The sequence below is a fragment of the Nocardioides sp. zg-1228 genome (genome assembly GCF_017086465.1).
In the GTDB taxonomy this organism is placed as follows: domain Bacteria; phylum Actinomycetota; class Actinomycetes; order Propionibacteriales; family Nocardioidaceae; genus Nocardioides.
Map to the genome: position 1 here is coordinate 464,211 of NZ_CP070961.1, position 23,246 is coordinate 487,456.

At 73.0% G+C, this 23,246-nt stretch carries 20 protein-coding genes and 1 riboswitch; of the genes, 11 read left to right on the forward strand and 9 right to left on the reverse strand.

Annotated elements, in window-relative coordinates:
* Positions 1 to 22 precede the first annotated feature (22 nt).
* The 3 genes from JX575_RS02205 to JX575_RS02215 form a co-directional block, all read right to left on the reverse strand.
* Complete coding sequence (locus tag JX575_RS02205; RefSeq protein ID WP_186340062.1) at positions 23 to 865, reverse strand: alpha/beta hydrolase; 843 nt, start codon at positions 863 to 865, stop codon at positions 23 to 25.
* Positions 862 to 1,431: a DJ-1/PfpI family protein gene (locus tag JX575_RS02210; protein WP_186340063.1), complete on the reverse strand. Its 570-nt coding sequence runs from the start codon at positions 1,429 to 1,431 to the stop codon at positions 862 to 864. The genes JX575_RS02205 and JX575_RS02210 overlap by 4 nt, the downstream gene beginning before the upstream one ends.
* A gap of 90 nt (positions 1,432 to 1,521) precedes the next feature.
* Positions 1,522 to 2,298 (reverse strand): GntR family transcriptional regulator, encoded by a 777-nt coding sequence (locus tag JX575_RS02215; protein WP_186340064.1) that lies wholly within the window; start codon positions 2,296 to 2,298, stop codon positions 1,522 to 1,524.
* 185 nt (positions 2,299 to 2,483) lie between these two features.
* Between JX575_RS02215 and JX575_RS02220 the strand changes: the two genes are divergently transcribed.
* From JX575_RS02220 to JX575_RS02250, 7 genes are all read left to right on the forward strand, one after another.
* The gene (locus JX575_RS02220; RefSeq protein WP_186340065.1) at positions 2,484 to 3,752 is read left to right on the forward strand and encodes an iron-containing alcohol dehydrogenase; all 1,269 of its coding nucleotides are present in this window, start codon (positions 2,484 to 2,486) and stop codon (positions 3,750 to 3,752) included.
* Complete coding sequence (locus JX575_RS02225; RefSeq protein ID WP_186340066.1) at positions 3,749 to 5,224, forward strand: NAD-dependent succinate-semialdehyde dehydrogenase; 1,476 nt, start codon at positions 3,749 to 3,751, stop codon at positions 5,222 to 5,224. The genes JX575_RS02220 and JX575_RS02225 overlap by 4 nt, the downstream gene beginning before the upstream one ends.
* Positions 5,225 to 5,374: 150 nt before the next feature.
* The gene (locus JX575_RS02230; RefSeq protein WP_186340067.1) at positions 5,375 to 6,814 is read left to right on the forward strand and encodes an extracellular solute-binding protein; all 1,440 of its coding nucleotides are present in this window, start codon (positions 5,375 to 5,377) and stop codon (positions 6,812 to 6,814) included.
* 9 nt (positions 6,815 to 6,823) lie between these two features.
* Positions 6,824 to 7,762 carry a sugar ABC transporter permease gene (locus tag JX575_RS02235; protein WP_186340068.1) on the forward strand — a complete coding sequence of 313 codons (939 nt, stop codon included), beginning with the start codon at positions 6,824 to 6,826 and terminating at the stop codon, positions 7,760 to 7,762.
* Positions 7,762 to 8,670: a carbohydrate ABC transporter permease gene (locus JX575_RS02240; protein WP_186340069.1), complete on the forward strand. Its 909-nt coding sequence runs from the start codon at positions 7,762 to 7,764 to the stop codon at positions 8,668 to 8,670. The genes JX575_RS02235 and JX575_RS02240 overlap by 1 nt, the downstream gene beginning before the upstream one ends.
* Positions 8,670 to 9,737, forward strand: coding sequence for an ABC transporter ATP-binding protein (locus JX575_RS02245; protein ID WP_186340070.1), 1,068 nt, complete (start codon positions 8,670 to 8,672; stop codon positions 9,735 to 9,737). Before JX575_RS02240 ends, JX575_RS02245 begins: the two co-directional genes overlap by 1 nt.
* Positions 9,738 to 9,745: 8 nt before the next feature.
* Positions 9,746 to 10,813, forward strand: a complete 1,068-nt coding sequence (locus JX575_RS02250) for an ABC transporter ATP-binding protein (RefSeq protein ID WP_206054489.1) — start codon at positions 9,746 to 9,748, stop codon at positions 10,811 to 10,813.
* Positions 10,814 to 10,822: 9 nt separating this feature from the next.
* Here JX575_RS02250 and JX575_RS02255 read toward each other — a convergent pair whose 3' ends face one another.
* Positions 10,823 to 11,176: a response regulator gene (locus tag JX575_RS02255; RefSeq protein WP_186340072.1), complete on the reverse strand. Its 354-nt coding sequence runs from the start codon at positions 11,174 to 11,176 to the stop codon at positions 10,823 to 10,825.
* 84 nt (positions 11,177 to 11,260) lie between these two features.
* Here JX575_RS02255 and JX575_RS02260 point away from each other — a divergent pair, with 84 nt between their 5' ends.
* On the forward strand, positions 11,261 to 13,225 hold the full coding sequence (locus JX575_RS02260; RefSeq protein ID WP_186340073.1) for an ATP-binding protein: 1,965 nt from the start codon (positions 11,261 to 11,263) through the stop codon (positions 13,223 to 13,225).
* A 119-nt stretch (positions 13,226 to 13,344) separates the two neighbouring features.
* Here the strand turns inward: JX575_RS02260 and icmF are convergent, their stop codons facing one another.
* The 3 genes from icmF to JX575_RS02275 are packed head-to-tail and all read right to left on the reverse strand — an operon-like array spanning position 13,345 to position 17,855.
* Complete coding sequence (icmF, locus tag JX575_RS02265; RefSeq protein ID WP_186340074.1) at positions 13,345 to 16,569, reverse strand: fused isobutyryl-CoA mutase/GTPase IcmF; 3,225 nt, start codon at positions 16,567 to 16,569, stop codon at positions 13,345 to 13,347.
* 57 nt (positions 16,570 to 16,626) lie between these two features.
* Positions 16,627 to 17,115 (reverse strand): MarR family transcriptional regulator, encoded by a 489-nt coding sequence (locus JX575_RS02270; protein ID WP_186340075.1) that lies wholly within the window; start codon positions 17,113 to 17,115, stop codon positions 16,627 to 16,629.
* Positions 17,112 to 17,855, reverse strand: a complete 744-nt coding sequence (locus tag JX575_RS02275) for a helical backbone metal receptor (protein ID WP_186340076.1) — start codon at positions 17,853 to 17,855, stop codon at positions 17,112 to 17,114. Before JX575_RS02275 ends, JX575_RS02270 begins: the two co-directional genes overlap by 4 nt.
* Positions 17,856 to 17,917: 62 nt before the next feature.
* Between JX575_RS02275 and JX575_RS02280 the strand changes: the two genes are divergently transcribed.
* Entirely contained in the window at positions 17,918 to 19,078 is a 1,161-nt protein-coding gene (locus JX575_RS02280) for an aldehyde dehydrogenase family protein (RefSeq protein ID WP_186340077.1), read from the forward strand.
* On the opposite strand, the gene JX575_RS02285 is transcribed toward JX575_RS02280, so the two are convergent.
* Together JX575_RS02285 and JX575_RS02290 are read right to left on the reverse strand one after the other, a co-directional pair.
* Complete coding sequence (locus tag JX575_RS02285; RefSeq protein WP_186340078.1) at positions 19,023 to 19,478, reverse strand: GNAT family N-acetyltransferase; 456 nt, start codon at positions 19,476 to 19,478, stop codon at positions 19,023 to 19,025. The genes JX575_RS02280 and JX575_RS02285 overlap by 56 nt on opposite strands.
* A complete protein-coding gene (locus JX575_RS02290; protein WP_186340079.1) occupies positions 19,475 to 20,374 on the reverse strand; it encodes an alpha/beta hydrolase in 900 nt (299 codons plus the stop codon). The genes JX575_RS02285 and JX575_RS02290 overlap by 4 nt, the downstream gene beginning before the upstream one ends.
* 59 nt (positions 20,375 to 20,433) lie before the next feature.
* Positions 20,434 to 20,543: riboswitch (TPP riboswitch) on the forward strand.
* On the opposite strand from JX575_RS02290, the gene JX575_RS02295 reads away from it, so the two are divergent.
* Both JX575_RS02295 and JX575_RS02300 read left to right on the forward strand, forming a co-directional pair.
* On the forward strand, positions 20,533 to 21,615 hold the full coding sequence (locus tag JX575_RS02295) for a thiamine ABC transporter substrate-binding protein (protein WP_186340080.1): 1,083 nt from the start codon (positions 20,533 to 20,535) through the stop codon (positions 21,613 to 21,615). Its footprint overlaps the riboswitch before it by 11 nt.
* Positions 21,591 to 23,246, forward strand: a complete 1,656-nt coding sequence (locus tag JX575_RS02300; protein ID WP_241005302.1) for an iron ABC transporter permease — start codon at positions 21,591 to 21,593, stop codon at positions 23,244 to 23,246. Before JX575_RS02295 ends, JX575_RS02300 begins: the two co-directional genes overlap by 25 nt.

Here is a 23,246-nt window from a genome sequence, read left to right on the forward strand (position 1 = left end):
CAACCTCTGACGCTGCGCCCGCTCAGCGGGCGAGGAAGCCGGCCAGCAGCTCCTGGAACTCCGCGGGCTGCTCGAGGGCGGGCGCGTGACCGCACCGGCCGAGGACGTGGAGGCGTACGTCATCGAGGTGCTCGAGCAGCGGCAGCGCGGCCGTCCGGAGCGGCGTGAGGCGATCGTGCGCCCCGTGGACGAGCAGCACCGGCGCCCGGATGGCCGCCAGCTCGTCGGCGGAGAGGGTCAGGTCGTCGACCCACCGCGATCGAGGCGGCGGGAAGAGCGTCGCGAACGCCTCCGCGCCCGCCTGCATCGCCGCGGTGCGGGCGGCCACGGCCTTCGGCGTGACGAGGCGCTGGTCGTGGACCAGCCGGCAGGTCATGTCGCGTGCGCCGTCGGGGGTCGGGGGTGCGGCCCAGACCGCGTCGAGGTCGGCGGACAGCGGCGCCCCCGGGGCGCCCATCGTGCCGACGGCCACCACATGGGTGACCTGTTGCGGACGGGCGGCGGCCAGGGCCAGCGCCACCGCGCCGCCCATCGAGTGGCCCACGACGGCGTAGGACGTCTCGCCGAGGGCGTCCATCAGGCCGGCGGCCTGGTCGGTCCAGGTGCGGCGACCGCCCGACGACCCCGCCGGCAGCGGGGTGCGGCCGAAGCCGGCCTGGTCGGGCGCGACCACGCGGTGCGAGCCGGCGAGCGCCGCCGCGGTCGCTGCCCAGGCGCCGGCGGCAGTCGTGCCGGGACCGGAGCCGTGTAGCATCAGCACGGCGTGCCCGGCCCCGGTCTCGTGCACGCGGACGGGCGAGCCGTCGACGTCGACGACCTCCCCCGGCGTGCGAGTCGCGGCCTCCGCGGGGAGGCCACGGCTCATGCCGACGCGCCGCCGATGGACTTGTCGAAGACCTCCATCATGGCCCGGCCGAACTGCGGCATGTCGGGCCAGCCGCGGCAGGAGACCAGGTTGCCGTCGACGCAGTCGGGGGCGTCGACGACCGTCGCCCCGGCGTTCTCCATGTCGCCGGCGATGGGTGGGAAGCACGCGGTGCTGCGGCCCTTGAGGAGGCCGTAGACCGCGGGCACCTGGGCGCCGTGGCACACCAGGGCGATGGGGAGGTTGCGGGCGAAGAAGTGCTCGGTGATCCGGCGGACGTCGGGGTCGACGCGGATCCACTCGGGGGCGCGGCCGCCGGGGATGATGAGGGCGTCGTAGCGCTCGAGGTCGACCTCGGCCCACGTCAGGTCGACGGGCAGCTTGCGGCCGGGCTTCTCGACGTAGGCGTCGCAGTTGGGGTCGAACTCGTGGATGACGAGCTGGACGTCGCGCGTGGTGAGGGAGGCGACGTCGACGTCCCACCCGCCCTCCTGCACGCGGTAGTAGGGGTACATGGTGTCGAGCTCTTCGGCGGCGTCGCCGGTCATGAGCAGTGCTCTGGGCACCTGGGTCTCCTTGGCTGAGGGCGGCAAAGACGAGCGGTCCGGACCCGAGCAAGCCCGACCACAGGATCGGATCCGATCGGATCGGTCGGGTCAGGATCGCTGCGGGCGACCGTCCGCGTCAAGGGGTGGTGCGTCCAGATCCTGCTCGGACTCCTCGAAGAGACGGCGGAACCGGTCTCGCGAGAGCAGGATGTGGCGCCGCATCGCATAGGCGGCGGCATCGGGATCACGGGAGGCGATCGCGTCGACGACCTCCTCGTGCTCGCCCATGGCGAGGAAGGTGACCTCCGCGTCGTAGAGCAGCCGGAACAGGTGGACGTGGGTGTGCAGGCGGGCGAGCGCCTCGCGCACGACCTGGTTGCCCGCGCTGTCGGCGACGAGGTCGTGGAGGGCGGCGTCGCGCAGGCCGAAGGCGCCGTAGGCGAGGTGGCGGCCGCCCTCGACGAGCTGGCCCATCTCCTCGAGCAGCCGGCGCATCTCCTCGACCTGGCCGGTCGTGGCGCGCTCCGCCGCGTGGCGGGCGGCGGACGGCTCGAGGAGGAGCCGGATCTCGACCATGTCCTCGAAGCGGTCGCGGGTGATCTGCGGGGGGATCCGGTAGCCGGCGTGCGGCACCCGGACGACCAGGCCGTCGGCCTCCATCCGGTTGAGCGCGTCGCGGATGGGGGTCTGCGAGACGCGCAGCTCGCGGGCCAGGGCGTCCATCGTGACGCGGGAGCCGGGCTCGATGCGCAACGACATCAGCTGTCCCAGGAGGGCGTCGTAGACCTCGTCGGCCAGCCGCCCACGAGGACGCTCGAGGCGCCTGCGCCCACCGGTGGGAGCGACCCATGACACGGGGGGCTCGCCCGTCCTCGCCTCGTCCATGCTGTCCGGTCCCTTCTCACCAGTGCTGGCCGGACCGTTGACAGCGGCCGGTGCGGTGACTCATGCTCTCGCACGAATCAGATCGTATAGGAAATGGGTCAGGGCGTCTGCGGTGGGGGAACGGGCCCTCGCGGCACCCGGTCCGTGCACTCGCCCTCGATTCCCTCCCCCACCACGGAGCCCCCATGAGCCTGCTCGGCGTCCTGCGCGGTCCGCGCCAGGTCCTGTTCGGAGCCGGGCAGCGTCACGCCCTCGCCACGGTGACCGCCGCCCTCGGGTCGCGCGCACTGGTCTGTACCGATGCCCGGTTCGGTGCCACCGCCGAGTTCGCCCAGCTCGTGGGCCTCCTCGAGCAGGCAGGGGTGCACGTCACGACCTTCGCCGAGGTGGAGCCCGACGTGCCGGTGCACCAGGTGACGCAGTGCGCGCAGCTCGCCGCCGCGGCACGGCCAGACGTCGTGGTCGGCATGGGCGGAGGCAGCTGTCTGGACCTCGCCAAGGCGGTCGCGGTGCTCCTCGCGCACGGCGGCTCGCCGGCCGACTACTACGGCGAGCTCCGGGTGCCCGGGCCGGTGGTGCCGGTCGTGGCGCTGCCGACCACCGCGGGCACCGGCTCGGAGGTGACCCCGGTGGCCGTGCTCACCGATCCCGACCGGGTCAGCAAGGTGGGCATCTCCAGCCCGCACCTGATCCCCCAGGTCGCCGTGTGCGACCCCGAGCTCACGCTCGGGTGCCCGCCCGGCCTCACCGCCAGCGCCGGCGCCGACGCGCTCTCGCACGTCGTGGAGGCCTTCACCGCCGTACGCCGCCCGCTGACGACCGGGCTCGCCACCGAGCGGGTCTTCGTGGGCAAGAACGAGCTGACCGACACCTACGCCCTGCTCGGCGTGCGGCTCATCGCCGGCAGCCTGCACCGGGCCTGGTCGACCCCCGACGACGTCGAGGCGCGCGAGGCGATGATGCTCGGCGCCACCGCGGGCGGGTTCGCCCTCGGCACCGCGGGCACGGCGGCCGCGCACGCCATCCAGTACCCGGTCGGCGCCCTGACGCACACGCCGCACGGCATCGGCGTCGGTGCCCTGCTGCCCTACGTCATGGAGTACAACCGCCCGGCCCGGGTGGCCGAGATGGCGGCGATCGCGGTGGCCATGGGCGCCTCGCCCGACGCCTCCGCCGAGGACCTGGCCGACGAGGCCATCGACCGGGTCGCCGCGCTGCTCGCCTCCGTCGGCATCCCGGCGACGCTCGCCGAGATCGGCCTGCCGGCCGACCAGCTCCGCTGGACCGCCGAGCAGGCGAGCGGAGCCGAGCGTCTCGTGGCCAACAACCCGCGTCCGCTCGACGTCGACGGCCTCGAGCGCATCGTCCGCGCCGCCCATTCCGGCGATCGCGCGGCCCTGCGCGATGCCGTGCTGCCGACCGACGACCTCACCACCCCGGCAGGTGCGCGATGACCGTCGTGGACGAGGTGCTGCGCCCGGTGGTCGACGCCATCGACGTGCCGACCGACCTGTTCGTCGCCGGTGCGTGGCGACCTGCCGGCACGGGCAACCGGCTGGAGGTGCACGACCCCTCCACCGGCTCGGTGCTCGCCACGGTCGCCGACGCCGACACCGCCGACGCCGTGGCCGCGGTCGACGCCGCGGCCGCTGCCGCCGCCGACTGGGCCGCCACGTCGCCCCGCTCGCGCGCCGACCTGTTGATGCGCGCCTTCCACCTGATGCTCGAGCGCAGCGAGGAGCTGGCGCTGCTCATCGCCCTGGAGAACGGCAAGTCGCTCGCCGACGCGCGCGGCGAGGTCGCCTACGCGGCGGAGTTCTTCCGCTGGTACGCCGAGGAGGGCGTCCGCCTGCGCGGACAGGTGGGCCACGCCCCGAGCGGGGCCAACCGGCTCCTGGTGACCTACCAGCCCGTCGGTGTCAGCGTGCTCGTCACGCCGTGGAACTTCCCGGCCGCGATGGCCACCCGCAAGATCGCGCCGGCGCTCGCCGCGGGCTGCACGACCGTGCTCAAGCCCGCCGCCGAGACCCCCCTGACGGCGCTGGCCGTGGCGGCGCTGCTGCAGGAGGCCGGCCTTCCCGACGGCGTCCTCAACGTCGTCACCACGTCCCGGCCCGGCCCCGTCGTGGAGGCGATGCTGACCGACCGGCGCACCCGGATGGTCTCCTTCACCGGCTCGACCGCGGTCGGCCGGGTGCTGCTGCGCACGGCCGCCGACAACGTCCTCAAGTGCGCGATGGAGCTCGGCGGCAACGCGCCGTTCGTCGTGCTGGCCGACGCCGACGTCGAGGCGGCGCTCGAGGGCGCGATGGTCGCCAAGATGCGCAACGGCGGCCAGGCGTGCACGGCCGCCAACCGCTTCTTCGTCCACTCCTCGGTCCACGACGAGTTCGTCGAGGGCCTCATCGCCCGGATGTCCGCGATCCGGGTCGGCCCGGGCCCCGACCCGGCCACCCAGTGCGGCCCGCTGATCAACGACCACGCCGTGCGCAAGGTCGACCACCTGGTCCGCGACGCCGTCTACCGCGGCGCCCGCGCCATGATCGGCGGCCGCCCCACCGGCGGGCCGGGCTCGTTCTACCCGCCCACCGTGCTGGTCGACGTGCCCGCCGACGCCCGGGTGCTGCACGAGGAGGTCTTCGGCCCGGTCGCCCCGGTGGTCCGCTTCGAGCGCGAGGAGGACCTGCTCCCGGTCGTCAACGACACCGATCTCGGCCTGGTCAGCTACCTCTACACCCGCGACCTCGCGCGCGGCCTCCGCCTCGCGGAGCGCCTGGAGAGCGGCATGGTCGGGCTCAACCGCGGTCTCGTCTCCGACCCCGCCGCGCCCTTCGGTGGCACCAAGCAGAGCGGTCTCGGCCGCGAGGGCAGCACCGAGGGCCTCCTCGAGTTCATGGAGGCCCAGTACGTCGCCACGTCCTGGTGACCGCACGACCAGTCCCACCACGCACCCACCCACCACGCACCCACCACCACGCACCCACCACCACGCAGTTGCACCACCCGTCTCGGCGCAGTCCCGGCACCACCCGATCACCCACCCGATCACCCATCCCGAGCAGGAAGCAGGAAGCAGATGCGGCACCTACAGCGAGCGGGACGCAGGTCCCTCCCCGGACGGCAGGCACGCCTGGCCACGGCGGCCATCCTCGTGGCGACGGCCCTTGCGGCCTGCGGCGGCGGCGGCGGTGACGGCGACGACGGCGACGCCGAGTCCGACGCCGGCGGTCCGGCGGCCCCGGCCACCATCCCCGAGCTCACCGACGACCCGCTGACGCTGAGCTTCATCTGGTTCGAGTGGCCCCCCGCCCAGGCGCTGGAGGACTTCGCCAACGCGGAGTACACCAAGGAGCGGCCCAACGTGACCATCGAGGTCAACACGGTGCCCAACGCCAACTGGCACGACGCGATGTTCACCCAGTTCGCGGCGCGCCAGACCGACTTCGACATCCCGATCCTCGACTCGCAGCACATCGGCGAGGCGGTGACCAACGGCAACATCCTCGACCTCACCGACTTCGTCAACGAGAACATCGAGACCGACGCCTACGACCCCTACCTCCTCGCCGCCTACGGCCAGTACCCGCAGGCCGAGACCGGCCAGCGTGACGAGGACGCGAGCCTCTACGGCCTGCCGCTCCTGGGCGACACCTGGACGATGATCTACCGCAAGGACCTCATCGGCGAGGAGCCCCCGGAGACCTGGGACGAGATGATCGACGTCGCCCGCCAGTGTCAGGAGGACAACCCCGGCGTCAGCGGCCTGGCCTTCCACCAGGCCAACGGCTCCGACGCCGCGGCGGTCACCTACAACACGGTCAACGGCGTCTACGGCGGCAACCTCTGGAACGCCGAGGACAAGACGATCGAGGGCATCATCAACGACGACGCCGGCCAGAAGGCCATGGACGTCCTGGTCAACGAGATGAAGCCGCTGACCGCCAAGGGCTCGGGCAACTGGTTCATCGACGAGGTCAACGCCGCGGTCGCCCAGGGCAAGGCCTGCATCGCCTTCCAGTGGATCGCCGCCGCCGGAGGCCTGGTCGACCCCGAGCAGTCGACGCTCGGCAAGACCCAGGACGAGATCCTCGACAAGCTCGGCTTCGCCACGCTCCCCTCGCAGGAGACCGACCTGGTGCCGCTGGGCGGCATGGGCATGCACATCTCGGCCTACGCTCCCGAGGAGCGCCAGGCGGAGGCGCTCAACTTCATGAAGTGGTTCGAGCAGGCCGACATCCAGAAGAAGTGGGCCGCCGCCGGCGGCGTCCCCGCACGCACCGACGCCCTCGAGTCCTCGGAGTTCCTCGACGCCGGACCGTTCAACCAGGTCTACGCCGACTCGGTCACCCGGATGCGCGACATGTGGAACGTGCCCGAGTACGCCCGGCTCATCGACATCGAGAACACCAACGTCAACGCCGCGCTCAACGGGGCCAAGGACCCCGAGCAGGCACTCGACGACATCGCCGCGGAGCAGCAGGAAGTGCTGGACTCCGCGGGCGGCGGCGGGCTGTGAGCTGAACCCATGACGACGACGAAGGACCACCCGGTGCAGGGGACGTCTCCGACGACCCCTGCACCGGGGGGTTCCCCCCGCCTGAGCGACCGCGGCCTGGCCGTGGCGTTCATCTCGCCGGCCCTGCTCCTGCTGCTCGCGATGTCGGTGTTCCCGCTGCTGTGGGCGCTCTACCTGTCCTTCACCGACTACTCGGCCACGCGCGACGTGCCCGCCGACTTCATCGGGTTCACGAACTACACCGACATCCTGACCTCCGACCAGGTCCACCAGCGGGCCCTGACGACGCTGCTCTACGTCGTCGGCGCGGTGGCGCTGCAGACCGTGCTGGGCTTCGCGATCGCCTACCTGATCTCGCGGAGGACTCGCGGGCGGGGGCTGCTGACCACGCTGTTCCTGGTGCCGATGATGCTGTCCCCGGTCGTGGTCGGGCTGTTCTGGAAGTTCATGCTCGACGCCCAGTTCGGCGTCATCAACAGCATGCTCGGCTCCCTCGGCCTCGACCAGGTCGAGTGGCTGACCCGGCAGCGCACCGCGCTCATCTCGCTGATCGTCGTCGACACCTGGCAGTGGACGCCGTTCATCATGCTCATCGCGCTCGCCGGCCTCACCGCGGTCCCGAAGTACCTCTACGAGGCCGCCTCGATCGACCGGGCGTCGGAGTGGTTCCGCTTCCGCCACATCACCCTGCCGATGGTCTGGCCGCTGCTCCTCATCGCCATCATGTTCCGCGCGATCGAGGCGTTCCGGCTGTTCGACCTCGTCTACATCCTCACCAGCGGCGGTCCAGGGGTCTCCACCGAGACGTTGTCGTTCCACGTCTACAAGGTCGCGTTCCTCGGTTTCAGCACCGGGACCGCGTCGGCCTACGGGATCCTCATGGTCCTCGTCGTCATCGTCCTCGCGCAGTTCTACCTGCGCTACCTCAACAAGCTGAAGGAGGGCTGATGGCCATCTCCATCGACGAGGCGGTGCCCGCTCCCACCACGGAGTCGTCGCCGCGCGCCCGGCGCAGCGGCGGCCGGGGCCGGATGGTGGTCGAGGTCCTGCTGCTGACCGCGCTGGCCGTGGCCATGCTCTTCCCGGTGATCTGGATGCTCGAGACGTCCATCAAGGAGAACCGCGACGTCTACGCGGTGCCCGCGAAGTTCTTCGGGTTCGACGTCACCCTCGACCACTACAAGGACGTGTTCGTCGCGCCCGACGGCGGTCGCTCCGACCTGTCCGGGTCGTTCCTCAACTCCGTCATCGTGGCCGGTGCGTCGACCGTGCTGGCCACGGTGCTCGGGGTCCCCGCCGCGTGGGCCTACTCGCGCTTCACCCTGAAGGCGAAGAAGGACCAGCTCTTCTTCATCCTCTCGACCCGCTTCATGCCGCCCGTGGTGGTCGTGATCCCGATCTTCCTGATGTATCGCGAGCTGGGGCTCATCGACAGCAAGCTCGGGCTGATCCTCATCTACGCCGCCTTCAACGTGCCGTTCACCATCTGGATGATGAAGGGCTTCGTCGACGAGGTGCCCTCGGAGTACGAGGACGCGGCCATGCTCGACGGCTACACGCGGCTGCAGGCGTTCCACAAGTTCACCCTGCCCCTGCTCATCCCCGGCATCGCCGCCACGGCGGTCTTCGCCCTGATCTTCTCCTGGAACGAGTTCGTGTTCGCCATCTTCCTCACCTCCAGCCAGGAGGTGCGCACCGCTCCTCCCGCCATCGCCGGGCTCATCGGCGGCACCACCGTCGACTGGGGCCTTGTGGCCGCGTCGGCCGTGGTGTTCGCCCTGCCGGTGCTCGTCTTCGCCTACCTGGTGCGCAAGCACCTCGTGGCCGGAGTGACCCTCGGGGCGGTGCGTCGCTGATGGCCGGCATCGAGGTGACGTCCCTGCACAAGCGGTACCCCGACGGCACCGTGGCGGTCGACCACGTCGACCTGTCCATCGGCGACGGCGAGCTCTTCGTGATGCTCGGGCCGTCGGGCTGCGGCAAGACCACCACGCTGCGGGCGATGGCCGGGCTCGAGCGGCAGACGTCGGGCGACATCCGCATCGGCGACACCCTCGTCAACGACCTGCCGCCCGCGCAGCGCGACATCGCGATGGTGTTCCAGTTCTACGCGCTCTACCCGCACCTGCGCACCCGCGACAACCTCGCGTTCCCCCTGCGGGCCGAGGGCAAGCCCGAGAAGGAGGTCAAGCAGCGCGTCGACGAGGTCGCCCGGATGATGCAGCTCGAGCGACTGCTCGACCGTCGCCCGCAGCGGCTCTCGGGCGGCGAGCAGCAGCGCGTCGCGCTGGCCCGCGCGCTCGTCCGGCGCCCCCAGGCGTTCTTGATGGACGAGCCGCTCACCAACCTCGACGCCGAGCTGCGCGCCGACGTGCGCACCGAGATCAAGCACCTGCAGGCCGAGCTCGACACCACGATGGTCTACGTCACCCACGACCAGGTCGAGGCCATGTCGCTCGGGCACCGCATCGCGATCCTCAACAAGGGCCGCGTCGAGCAGGTCGGCACGCCGCTGGAGGTCTACGACCGGCCGGCGAGCCTGTTCTGCGCGGCGTTCATCGGCTCGCCGCCGATGAACCTCATCGCGGTCGAGGTGTCCGAGGGCGCCCTGCGCGGTCCCGGCGGGCTGGTCCTCACGCCGCCGGAAGGGCTGCCGCGCGACCGCTCGCTGGTGGCGGGCGTACGCCCCGAGGCGCTCGAGGTGACGGCGCCCGGTGCCGAGCGGACGGTCCCGGCCCGCGTCGTCTCGGCCGAGGCGCTCGGCGACGAGATCATCTACGTCGTCGACCACGGCGGCGAGAGCGACGTGCGGGTGCGGATGCCACCCACCGCGCGGTTCGCGGCGGACGAGCAGGTCGGGCTGCGACACGCCGGCGGGACCCCGCCGGTCTACGACACGAGCACGGAAGAGCTGGTGGCCTGATGGGAACCGTGTCAGCACACGGGCTGCGCAAGGCGTTCGGTGACGTGCAGGCGCTCGACGGCGTCTCCCTCGACGTGCCGGACGGGTCGTTCTTCGTGGTGCTCGGGCCCTCGGGCGCCGGCAAGACCACGACGCTGCGGGCGATCGCCGGGCTGGAGAGGCTCGACGGGGGCACGGTGCACCTCGACGGGCGCGACGCGACCCACGACACCCCGGCGGCCCGCGACCTCGCGATGGTGTTCCAGAGCTACGCCCTCTACCCCCGGCTCACGGCCTACGACAACATCGCCTCCCCGCTGCGGGCGCGCAAGGTGTCCTCCAGCGACATCTCGGCAGCGGTCGAGCAGGTGGCGGGGTTGCTGCACATCGAGCGACTCCTGCAGCGCCGGCCGGCGCAGATGTCCGGCGGCGAGCAGCAGCGCGTCGCGCTGGCCCGGGCGCTGGTCCGGCGGCCGCGGGCGTTCCTGATGGACGAGCCGCTCACCAACCTCGACCTCAAGCTGCGCGTCGAGATGCGCACCGAGCTCACCCGCATCCACCGCGCGCTCGGCGGCACCTTCCTCTACGTCACCAACGACCAGGTCGAGGCGCTGTCGATGGCCGACCAGGTGGCGGTGCTCCGGGAGGGACGGGTGCAGCAGGTCGGCACGCCCACCGAGGTCTACGAGCGGCCCGCCAACCAGTGGGTGGCCGGCTTCGTCGGCAGCCCGCGCATCAGCCTGCTCGCCTGCCGCACCGAGGGCGACCGCCTCGTGGGCGAGCAGGGCTGGTCGCTGCCGCGCCCGCGGTGGACCACCGCGGAGGACGGGCGTCCGCTCCTCCTGGGCCTGCGCGCGGAGGACGTGTCGGTCGAGGAGCGCGGCGACGCCACGCTCGCCGGCGAGCTCTACGGGCTCGAGCCGCTCGGCGACCGCACGGTCGTCGACGTCAAGGTCGGCACCGAGATGGTCAAGGTCAAGGCCCGGCCGACGGTCACGGGCGTGCCGGGGGAGCGGGTCTCGGTGAGCGTCGACCTCGATCGCGCCCACATCTTCGACGCCGACACCGGCCTCGCGCTGTCGACGACGGGACGGTGAGCGCGGGGCTCAGGCGTCCCGCGGCACCGCGAGCAGGGTGTCGACGGCGCTCATGAACTCGCTCCGGTTGAACGGCTTGGGCAGGAAGTGGACGTGCTCGTCGCCCACGTCGAGGTCTCCCGACATGATCAGCACCTTGGTGGTCGGACTGGTGCGGCGCAGCTCCGCGGCGACCGCCAGTCCGGTCATCCGCGGCATGTGGTGGTCGACGACGACGAGGTCGAAGCGCTCCGCGGCGGCGCGGGTCAGGACCTGGGCGCCGTCGTCCACCACGATCACCTCGTGGCCGGCCCGCTCGAGCACGTGACCGATGAAGTCGCGGATGTCGGGCTCGTCGTCCGCGACGAGGCTGCGCAGGGACATGGCAGCGAGTGTGGACCCGACGACATGCCGCTGTCGCGCGCCTTCGACGTTTCCGGGACGGATCTGAGTCGTAGGCTCCTGCCCATGACGAGGGGACTGTCGCCGCCGCGGGCGGTCGCCTTCGCCGCGGCGTACGCCGTGCTCACCGTCGTCGGACGGATGACCGCCGTCGAGGACCAGGTCGTCAGCCTGATCTGGCCGGGCTCCGGGGTGGCGCTGCTGTGGCTGCTCGCCGAGTCGCCCCGCCGCGCCAGACGGGTGCTCGCGCCGCTGGGCGCCATCCACGTCGCCGTGGTGATCGCGACCGGCGTCTCGCCCGTGGTCGGCCTCTTCGGGGGCGCGTCGGTCGTCATCCAGACCGGCGTGACCGTGCTGCTGTTGCGCCGGTGGTGCCCGACGATGCTGGGCACCGGCGGGACCGCCAGCATCCGCTCGCCGCGCAACCTGGCCGCGACCGCCGCGGCGGCGGCCGTCGGGTGCGCCCTCGGCGCCCTGGTCGGCACGCTCGGGCTCTGGGTCGACGGCTCGCCGGTGACGGCGGTGACGCCGCTGGCGTGGTTCGCCCGCCACATCACCGGGGTGCTCACCGTGGGGGCGGTGGGCCACCTGGCGTGGGAGTGGCGCACGCAGCCCATCTCGGCCCGTATCCACGGCGGCACCAGCGGGGAGCTGGCGCTGGTGTGGGTGGTCTCGGTGGCCATGACCGTCGTGCTGTTCCTGCAGCCCTACCCCATCGTCTTCCTCGTCATCGCGTTCGCCGTGTGGTCCGCGGCCCGCTTCCCGACGTTCCCGGCGGCGCTGCACTGCCTCGCCCTCGGCGTCATCGCGCTCACCCTCAGCCTCACCGGCCGCGGGCCCTTCGCCACCATCGACGACCTGGTCGACCAGGTCCTGGTGTCGCAGCTCTTCATGGTCGCCGTGCTGGTCACGGGCCTGGCCGTCGGGGCGCTCAGCGACCGGGTCGACGAGTCCTACGCGGCCGAGACCGCCGCGCGCGCAGAGGCGGACGAGCAGGCCGAGCTGCTCGCCGAGATGACCGAGAGCATGGACGAAGGGCTCGTCGTGCTCGACCCGCAGGGACGCGTCGAGCGCAGCAACGGCGCCAGCCGCCGCCTCGCCCACCGGGTCAGCCCCGGGGCGAGCGACACGGACGCCCTCGCCCACCTCGTGGCGGAGCTGCGAGACCCCGACCCGGCCCGCACCGGCGCCGCCCGGGCCGAGCTCGGCGTCGGCGACGTGGTGATCCCCCTGCGCAGCGGCGAGGAGGTCGTGGTGGCGGTGTCGCAGGCCGAGCTCTCGCGGACCACCGGCAGCCCACACGTGCTGCTGGTGCTGCGCGAGGTCACCGAGCACCGCTCCGGCCTGCGCCCGCTGGCGGGGTTCGCCTCGACCGCCGCCCACGACCTGCGCGGGCCGCTCTCGGCCGTCCGGTCGTGGCTCTCCCTCGCCGCCGACGACCTCGAGCCCGGCTCCGACGCCCTGGAGCCGCTGCGCCGGGCCGAGCGGGCGGCCGCGCAGATGGGCGAGCTGATCGGCGACCTGCTCGAGCACGCCCTCGCGGAGTCCGGCGAGCTCGCGGCCCGCGACGTGCCGCTGTCCGGTCCCGGCGGGGTCCTCGACCAGGTGTCCGGGATGCTCGGCCCCGACGACGTGCTCGAGGCCGCCCCCGACCTACCGTCGGTGCACGCCGATCCCGTCGCCCTTCGCCAGCTGGTCGGCAACCTCGTCGGCAACGCCGTCAAGTACGCCCGGCCCGGCGAGCCCGCCTCGATCACCGTGCGCGGGTGGCGGCAGGGCTCGCGCGTCGTCGTCGAGATCGAGGACCGTGGCGTCGGGGTCGAGGACGACGAGCGCGCGCTCATCTTCCAGCGCTTCCACCGCAGCGGGGCCGTCCGCGCCCACTTCCGCGGCACCGGCATGGGCCTGTCGATCTGCCAGACGATCGTCCAGCGCCACGGCGGCTCCATCGAGTGCCTGCCCACCCCGCCCGGGGCCGGCACGGTCTTCCGCTTCGACCTGCCGGCGGCGGGGGCTCCCGGCGGCGGCTGACCTGCCTCGGCTGACCGGCGCCGGCTCATCAAGGTATGCAGCCGAACCCGCACTTCCCGGCCTGAGTTCATCGTGGGAGGTGCGGGTTGGCCGACATACCTTGATGAACCGTCAGCGGGTCAGACGTTGCGGCGGTACTGCCCGCCGACCTCGAAGAACGCCTCGGTGACCTGCTGGAGCGAGCACACGCGGGCGGCGTCCATCAGGACGGCGAAGACGTTGTCGCCCGAGATCGCGGCGCCCTTGAGCCGGGCGAGCGCCTCCTGGGCCTCGGCGCCGTGCTCGGACTGGAACGCCCGCACCCGCGAGAGCTGCGACTCCTTCTCGGCCTCGGTCGCGCGGGCCAGCTCGATCTCCTGCGGCTGGGCGTCGGCCGCGGACTCCTTGACGAACGTGTTGACGCCGATGATCGGCAGCGAGCCGTCGTGCTTGCGGTGCTCGTAGAGCATCGACTCGTCCTGGATGCGCCCGCGCTGGTAGCCGGTCTCCATCGCGCCGAGCACGCCGCCGCGCTCGTTGATCCGGTCGAACTCCTCGAGCACGGCCGCCTCGACGAGGTCGGTGAGGTCGTCGATGACGTAGGACCCCTGGAGGGTGTTCTCGTTCATCGCCAGGCCCCACTCGCGGTTGATGATCAGCTGGATCGCCAGCGCGCGCCGCACCGACGCCTCCGTCGGGGTCGTGACCGCCTCGTCGTAGGCGTTGGTGTGCAGGCTGTTGGCGTTGTCGTAGATCGCGATCAGTGCCTGCAGCGTGGTGCGGATGTCGTTGAAGTCCATCTCCTGCGCGTGCAGCGACCGGCCGCTCGTCTGCACGTGGTACTTCAGCTTCTGCGAGCGCTCGGAGGCGCCGTACCTCTCCTTCATCGTCACCGCCCAGATGCGGCGCGCCACCCGGCCCAGCACGCTGTACTCGGGGTCCATGCCGTTGGAGAAGAAGAAGGAGAGGTTGGGCGCGAAGTCGTCGATGTCCATGCCGCGCGCGAGGTAGGCCTCGACGTAGGTGAAGCCGTTGGCCAGGGTGAACGCGAGCTGGCTGATGGGGTTGGCCCCGGCCTCGGCGATGTGGTAGCCGGAGATCGACACCGAGTAGAAGTTGCGCACGCCGTTGGCGATGAACCACTCCTGGATGTCGGCCATCATCCGCAGCGAGAACTCGGTGGAGAACAGGCAGGTGTTCTGGCCCTGGTCCTCCTTGAGGATGTCGGCCTGCACGGTGCCCCGGACGTTGGCGAGGGCGTACGCCGCGAGGCTCGCGCGCTCCTCGTCGGACGGCTCGCGGCCCTCGCGCTCGCGGAAGGCGTCGAGCTGCTGGTCGACGGCGGTGTTGAGGAAGAACGCCAGCACCGTGGGCGCCGGGCCGTTGATCGTCATCGACACGCTCGTGCTCGGGTCGACGAGGTCGAAGCCGTCGTAGAGCGCCTTCATGTCCGCCAGGGTGGCGACCGAGACGCCGGACGTGCCGACCTTGCCGTAGACGTCGGGCCGCGGGTCGGGGTCGCGGCCGTAGAGGGTGACGGAGTCGAACGCGGTGGACAGGCGGGTCGCCGGCTGGCCCTGGGAGAGGATCTTGAAGCGGCGGTTGGTGCGGGCCGGGTCGCCCTCGCCGGCGAACATCCGCGCCGGGTCCTCGTTGTCGCGCTTGAACGCGAAGACGCCGGCGGTGAACGGGTAGTAGCCGGGCAGGTTCTCGCTGCGCCAGTAGCGCACCAGCTCGCCGTGGTCGGTGGAGCGGGGGAGCGAGACACGGGGGATCTTGTTGCCGCTGGGGGACTCGCGGGTCAGCTTGGTGTGGATCTCCTTGTCGCGCACCACGACCACCTGCTCGTCGCCGGAGTAGGACTCCACGACCGCCGGCCAGCGCTCGATCTGGTCGGCCACCTCGTGGGGCACGCCCTTGCGGGCGGCCTCGAGCAGCTCGGGCACCCCGCCCGCGTCGGCGTCGCCGAGCTGGTCGGCGACGTGCTGGACGCGCTGCAGGTGGCGGGCGGCCTCGGCGAGCTCGGCGGTGCGCGCGTGGTAGCCGCGGACCGTCTCGGTGATCTCGGCGAGGTAGCGCACGCGGTCGGCCGGGACGACCTGGCGGATGCCGGAGGAGTGGCGCACGTCGACGGTCGGCAGGGTGCCCTCCTGCACCTCGAGGCCGGCGCCCGCGAGCTCCGCGCGCAGGTGCTGGTAGAGCGCGGTGACGCCGTCGTCGTTGAACGTCGCCGCGCTCGTGCCGAAGACCGGCATGTCGTGCGGCTGCTTGCCGAAGGCCTCCCGGTTGCGCACGAGCTGGCGCCCGACGTCGCGCAGGGCGTCCTTGGCGCCGCGGCGCTCGAACTTGTTGATCGCGACGCTGTCGGCGAAGTCGAGCATGTCGATCTTCTCCAGCTGCGAGGCGGCACCGAACTCCGGCGTCATCACGTAGAGCGAGTGGTCGACCAGCGGGACGATGCCCGCGTCGCCCTGGCCGATGCCGGGCGTCTCGACGATCACCAGGTCGTGGCCGGCGGCCTTGAGCACCGCGATCACGTCGGCGAGGTGCTCGGGCACCTCGTGGGCGCCGCGGGTGGCCAGCGAGCGGAAGAACACCCGGTCGCCGTCGAGGGAGTTGGCCCGGATGCGGTCGCCGAGCAGCGCGCCGCCGCCCTTGCGCCGGGTCGGGTCGACCGCCACGACGGCGATGCGGAGCTTGTCCTGCTGGTCGGTGCGGAAGCGCCGGACGATCTCGTCGGTCAGCGACGACTTGCCCGACCCGCCGGTGCCGGTGATGCCCAGCACGGGCACGACGCGGCGCGCGGCCGCGCTGCGGACCTCGTCGAGCAGCGCCTCGTCGAGGTGTCCGCCCTCGGCGCCGGTGATGGCGCGGGCGACGGCGAAGCGATCGCCGGAGAGGACCAGCTCGGCCGTGACCTGCCGATCGCCCCACAGGTCGACGTCGCAGTCGGCGACGACCGTGTTGATCATCCCGACCAGGCCGAGCCGCTGGCCGTCCTCGGGAGAGAAGATGGTCACCCCGGACTCGCGGAGGCGGGCGATCTCCCGGGGCACGATCACACCGCCGCCGCCCCCGACGACCCGCACGTGGTCGGCCCCGGCGGCGCGCAGGGACTCCACGAGGTACTCGAAGTACTCCACGTGGCCGCCCTGGTAGGACGACACGGCCACGCCCTGGACGTCCTCCTCCAGCGCCGCGTCGACGACCTCCTGGACGGAGCGGTTGTGCCCGAGGTGGATGACCTCGCAGCCCTGGCTCATCAGGATGCGCCGCATGATGTTGATCGAGGCGTCGTGCCCGTCGAAGAGCGCGGACGCCGTCACCAGTCGGATCGGGTGGGTGGGAAGGTGCAGGTCGGCCATGGGGAGATACTAGGACTTCCTAGTATCTACTCGGAAGTCACTTCGCCGACGCGACCCTCAGGAGTCCCCGAGCCCGAGCCGCAGCGCGCTCAGCCGGTCGGTCAGGTCACGCACCTCCGAGGCGGGCAGCCCGGGCGCCTCGAAGACCTCGCGGTTGAGCGCGAGCGTCGCCTCCTCGACCGACTCCCTGCCGGCCTCGGTCAGCACCGCCCGTACGACGCGCTTGTCCTCGTCGCTGCGCACGCGCTCGACGTAGCCCTGGCCCACCAGCCGGTCCACCGCGCTGGTGACGCTGGTGGGGTGCACCTGCAGCAGCGACCCGAGTCGCGACATCGGCATCGCGGCACCGCGGCTGAACGACAGCAGCCGCAGCACCTCGTAGCGGGCGAACGTCAGCCCGCGCGGGCGCAGCACGGCGTCGATGCGCTCCATCAGCAGCTGCTGGGCGCGCACGAGGGAGGTCACCATCGCCATCCCGTCGGCCGCCTCCGCCCAGCCGTGGGCCACCCACTGCCGGTGGGCCTCGACGATCGGGTCGCGGGTCATGTCTGGAGGTTAGCCAGCGCGGCGTGCGCCTCGACCATCGCCGGGCCGTACCAGGTCAGCAGCCGGCCCGACAGCAGCCGCGTCGGGGTGCGCAGGGCCTCCGGTCCGTCGTCGGCGGTGAAGACGTAGGGCTCGTCGGGCAGCAGCACGAGGTCGGCGCCGGCGCGGTCGATCTCGTCGGGCGTGACGGTGGGGTAGCGCCCGTCCCGGTCGGCGAGGACGTTGACCAGGCCGGCGGTGGCGAGGAGGTCGTCGGTGTAGGTCGGCGACCCGACGACCATCCACGGGTCGCGCCAGATCGGCACGGCGACCGAGAGTCGTCGCGGCGACGGCGTGCCCCACAGCGTCCGGGCCGCGACCAGCCAGTCCGGGTCGGGCACGTCGAGCGCGGTCGCGAGCAGCCGCGACATCGACTCGAGCGACTGCGCGACGGTCTCGATGCGCGTCACCCAGACGGCGACGCCGGCGTCGCGGAGGCGGCGCACGTCGAGCTCGCGGTTCTCCTCCATGTTGGCCACGACCAAGTCGGGGGACAGGGCCCGGACGGCGGCGAGGTCGGGGTTCTTCGTGCCGCGCACCCGCGCGACCGCGAGGTCGGCGGGGTGGGTGCACCAGTCGGTGGCCCCCACCAGCCGGTCGGGCGCCGTGGCCGCGATGGCCTCGGTCAGGCTCGGGACGAGTGAGACGATGCGGGTGGCGGGGGCCTGCAGGGGGACGTCCGCCCCGAGGTCGTCGCGCATGGTGAGGAGGCTAGCCACCCGGGGTGGTGGGGGCGCCCCTGCGCCGTGATGGAGTGCTCCGCATGAGCAAGCACGCCCGTGCCCGAGGGCTGCCGATCGACGGCACGGAGCGCCCGACGGGCCAAGGCTGGGCCTTCCCCGTCCGCAGTCCCGCCACCGGCGAGCCGCTCTGGGACGTGCCCGACGCCGGCGTGGTCGACGCCCGGGCGGCGGTGAGCGCCGCCCGGCGCGCCGTCGACGCGACCCAGTGGGGAGGCGACGCCGACCTCCGCGCCGAGGCCGTACGCCGCTTCGCCGCCGCGGTGGCCGAGCACGCCGACGCGCTCGTCGCGCTGATGGCGGCCGAGACCGGCGTGCCGGTCGGCCTGCGCGACGCCCACCTCGACGCCGCGCTCGCGACGATGGCGTCCCGCCGGCCCCAGCCCGCCGCGACGGCCGGGGTGACCGCCGTGGTCACGCCCGCCACCTCGCCGCTGGCCGTGGCGGTCGCGGAGGTCGGGCGGGTCCTCGCCGCGGGAGGCGCCGTCGTGCTCAAGCCCGCCGCCGAGGCCGCGAGCGCCGCGATCGAGCTGGGCCGCATCGGCCTCGACGTGCTGCCGCGCGGCGTGCTCAACGTGGTGACCACCCGCGACGTCGACGTCGCGATCGCCCTCACCCTCGACGACCGCGTCGATGAGGTGTCGCTCACCGGGTCGGCCGTCGTGGCCGAGCGGGTGCACCAGGCCGGCCAGCGCGCCGGCAAGCGGCTGCACCTCGACGTCGGCGGTCCCCAGTCGGTGCGCGTCGGTGACGACGCAGACCTCCAGGACGTCGTGGCCCGCGCCGCGTCGACCGTGGCGGCCAACGCCGGCCAGGGCTGTCGCCTCCCGGCGAGCGTGGTCGTGCCGGCGCACCGCCACGCCGAGGCGCTGCAGGTGGCCGTCGAGGCCATGCGGGCGGTCGCCGTCGGCGACCCGTCCGATCCCGCGACCGTCTGCGGCCCGCTGCGCTCGGCGGCCGCGCGCGACCGGGTGCGGCGCTACCTCGACCTCGCCCGCAGCGAGGGCGGCGACGTCGCCCTCGGCGGTCAGCCCCTCGACCGCCCCGGGTGGTGGTTCGCGCCCACGGTCGTGGGCGGGCTGTCGCCCGGCTCGCGGCTGGTCCGCGAGGAGGTGCTCGGCCCGGTGCTCATGGTTGCGGCCGCGCCTGCTCCCTCCCCGCCCTCCTCATCGGCACGTGCCTGATGCCGTCCTCGTCGAACTCCGGCCCCGCCACCTCGAAGCCCCAGGCCGCGTAGAAGTCCGCCAGCGGGGCCTGGGCGGCGAGGCGCACCGCCCGGTCGGCGCACAGCGCGATCGCCTCGTCCATCATCAGCGCGGCGAGCCCGCGCCCGCGCGCGGTGGCGGCGACGACGACGCGGCCGATCCGCAGCGCGTCCCCGTCCTCGAGCACGCGGAGGGTGCCCACCACCTCGTCCCCCTCGTCGAGCAGCACGACGTGTCGGGTGCCCGCCTCGAGGTCACGGCCGTCGAGGTCGGGGTAGGGGCAGTCCTGCTCGACGACGAACACCTCCTGGCGCAGCCGCCACACGTCGTACGCCAGGCGCGCGGGCAGCTCGTCGACACCGGCGACCAGCACCCTCACCGGACGAACTCCGTGACGCGCCGCAAGGCGCGGGCGCTCTCGGGGACGGCCGGCAGCAGGCCGTAGACGTGGATCAGGTCGGGCTCCTCGACGGCGGTCAGGTCCCACCCGGCCTCCGCGGCGCGCCGGGCCAGCAGCCGGCAGCCGGGGGCGAGCAGGTCGCGGGTGCCGTAGAGCATCAGCGCGCGCGGCAGCCCGGCGAGGTCGCCGAGCGCGGGCGACACCTCGGGCCGCGCGAGGTCGTCGGCCGACCCGGCCCACCACGCGGCGTACGCCTGCGTCTTGCCGATGAACAGCCAGGGGTCGACCGCGTCGAGGGCGAAGGTCTCGGGCGTCGAGGTGGTGAGGTCGACCCAGGGCGCGTGCAGGACGAGCGACGTCGCCGGAGCCGGTCCGCGGTCGCGCATCGAGAGCGCCACGGCCAGCGCCAGCCCGCCGCCGGCGGAGTCGCCGGCCAGCACCGCGCCGCCGTCCGCAGCCGCCCACCTCGCGGCGTCCTCGACCAGCGCATCGTGGGAGTCGGCCCAGGTGTGCTCGGGAGCGAGCGGGTAGTCGGGCAGCACGACGCGTGCGCCGATCGCGTCGGCCAGCCGGGTCGCGTAGCGCACGTGGAAGGGATCGATCGGCGCCATGAAGCCGCCCCCGTGCACGTAGTAGAGCGTGCGGGTCGCCGGACGCCTGCGCGGCGTCAGGACGTAGGAGGGGAAGCCGATGTCGGTGACCGAGACCTCCCAGCGGCGCGCGAATCCCGGCACGACGCGGGTCGGCAGGCTGCGGTCCAGGGTGCGGTGCCACGCCTCGACGCGGGCGCGCTCGGTGGGCTCGTCGTCGAGCTCGCGGGAGCGGCGCAGCGCGGGCACGAGGCGGGCGAGGAGGTCGTGGCGGCGGCTCGGCATGCCACGCAGCGTAGGGGCGGGTCGTGCCCGTGGGCACCGGGGCAGCGCTAGGGTGGGCGCCACGAAGACAGGGGAGCACGTGCAGGCGTGCTGAGAGTGCGGACCAGCCGCAGACCCTCCGAACCTGATCCGGCTAGCACCGGCGATAGGGAGTCCAGATGAAGCACGCGATCCTCCGCCCTGCCCTCACGGCAGTCACCGCGCTGGCCCTGGCCGGCTGCAGCCTCTCCGGCGGGGCGGACGACGACGGGTCCACCGCCACCGAGCCGTCCTCGTCGGCGGCGGGGGCCGAGGGCGGCGGCACCGTCGTCCTGGCCACGCACGAGTCCTTCCACCTGCCCAAGAGGCTGGTGAAGGCGTTCGAGGACGAGACCGGCTACGACCTCGAGGTCCGCGGCGCGGGAGACGCCGGCACCCTGGCCACCAAGCTGAGCCTCACCGCCGACAACCCCATCGCCGACGCCGCCTTCGGCATCGACAACACCTTCGCGTCCCGCCCGCTCGGCGAGGGCGCCTTCGCCGAGGTGACCACGACGGCCACGCCGCCCGAGGAGTACGTCCTGCCTCAGGGTGGCGACCGGCTCGTCCCGGTCGACTCGGCCAACGTCTGCGTCAACGTCGACACCGCCTGGTTCGCCGAGGAGGGCCTCGAGCCCCCGCGCACCCTCGAGGACCTCGCCGACGAGGACTACCGCGACCTCCTGGTCACCCCGGGCGCCTCCACCAGCAGCCCCGGCATGGCCTTCTTCCTCGCCACCGTGGCCGCCTTCGGCGACGCCTGGCCCGACTACTGGACCGACCTGCTCGCCAACGGCGCCAAGGTCGTCGACGGGTGGGAGGACGCCTACTACGGCGACTTCACCGCCGGCTCGGACAACGGCACCCGCCCGATCGTCGTCTCCTACGACTCCTCCCCGGCCTTCACCGTCAGCGGCGGGAGGTCGACGACCGCGGCCCTGCTCGACACCTGCTTCCGGCAGGTCGAGTACGTCGGCGTGCTGGCCGGCGCCGACAACCCCGACGGCGCCGCGGCGCTGGTCGAGTGGCTGCTCAGCGACGAGGTCCAGTCGGCGCTGCCCGAGTCGATGTACGTCTTCCCGGTGATGCCCGGCGCGAGCGTCCCCGAGGAGTGGGCCGAGTTCGCCCCGCAGCCGAGCGACCCCTACGAGGTGGACCCGGACGAGATCGCCGCCAACCGCGAGCAGTGGCTGACCGAGTGGACCGACGTCGTCTCGCGATGAGGCGCATCGTCGCGCTCCTCGCGCTGGCCGCGGCGCCGGTGCTGGTGCTCGGCGTCCTCTTCGTGCTGCCGGTGGGCGGGATGCTCGCCGAGGGGTTCGTCGTCGACGGCCGCCTCGCTCCGGGGGCGGTGCTCGACGTCCTCGCCCGCCCGCGGGTGCACCGGGTCGCCTGGTTCACCGTGTGGACGTCGGCCGTCGCCACGCTGCTCGCGGTCGTGCTCGGCCTGCCGGCGGCGTACGCCCTGCACCGGCTCGCGCTGCCCGGACGCGCCGCGGTGCGCGCGGCGCTGCTGGTGCCGTTCGTGCTGCCGACCGTCGTGGTCGGCGTCGCGTTCCGCCAGCTGCTGGGCGAGGGCGGACCGCTCGGCTTCCTGGGCCTCGACGGCACACCCGTCGCCATCGTGTGCGGCCTGGTCTTCTTCAACATCGCTGTCGTGGTGCGCACCGTCGGCGTCGCCTGGGAGTCGCTCGACCCTCGCCCGGGCCAGGCGGCGGCCGCGCTCGGCGCCTCGCCGTGGCAGGTGCTGCGCACGGTCACCCTCCCGGCGCTGCGGCCGGCGATCGTCGGCGCGGCGAGCATCGTCTTCCTCTTCTGCGCGACGGCGTTCGGCATCGTGCTCACCCTCGGCGGGGTCCGGTACGCGACGGTCGAGACCGAGATCTACCTGCTCACCACCACGATCTTCGACCTCCGGGCGGCGGCGGCGCTGGCGGTGCTGCAGATCGTGGTCGTCGTCGGCCTGCTGGCGCTCGCCGCGCGGCTGCGGGCGACACCCGACCCGACGGCCCAGCGGGCCGTGACCCCCGCGCGGGCCGTGCGCCGCGCCGACGCGCCCGTCGTCGTCGCGACGCTGCTGGTGCTCGCCGCGATGCTGCTGCCGATCCTCACGCTGGTCGCCGGCTCGCTCGAGGTCGGCGACGGCTGGGGGCTCGACAACTACCGTGCGCTCACCACCGCCGGGGACAACCAGGCGCTGCTCGTGCCGGTCACGGCGGCGCTGGCCACCAGCCTGCGCACCGCCGTCGACGCGACCTGGATGGCGCTGCTGGTGGGGGTCGCCGTCTCGGTCATCGTCACCCGGCGCTCGCACTCCCTCGCCGAGCGTCGCGTGCGCTCCACCCTCGACGCCTTCTTCATGCTGCCGCTGGGGGTCAGCGCCGTGACGCTCGGCTTCGGCTTCCTGATCACCCTCGACTCGCCGCCGCTCGACCTGCGTGACTCGCCGCTGCTCGTGCCGATGGCGCAGGCGCTCGTGGCGCTGCCGCTCGTCGTACGCACCCTCACCCCGGTGCTCGGCGGGATCGACGACCGCCAGCGGCAGGCCGCCGCGTCCCTGGGCGCGTCCGGGTGGCGGACCCTGCTCACCGTCGACCTCCCCGTGGTCTGGAAGCCGATGCTCGCGGCGAGCGGGTTCGCCTTCGCCGCCTCGCTGGGCGAGTTCGGGGCGACGTCCTTCCTCGCCCGCGACACCAGCCCGACCCTGCCGGTCGTGATCTTCCGGCTGATCGGGCACCCCGGCGAGATGAACTACGGCATGGCGCTGGCCGCGTCCGTCGTCCTCGCCGCGGCCACCGCCGCGGTCATGCTGGCCGTCGAGCGGCTGCGCGTGCCGGGTGTGGGAGCGTTCTGA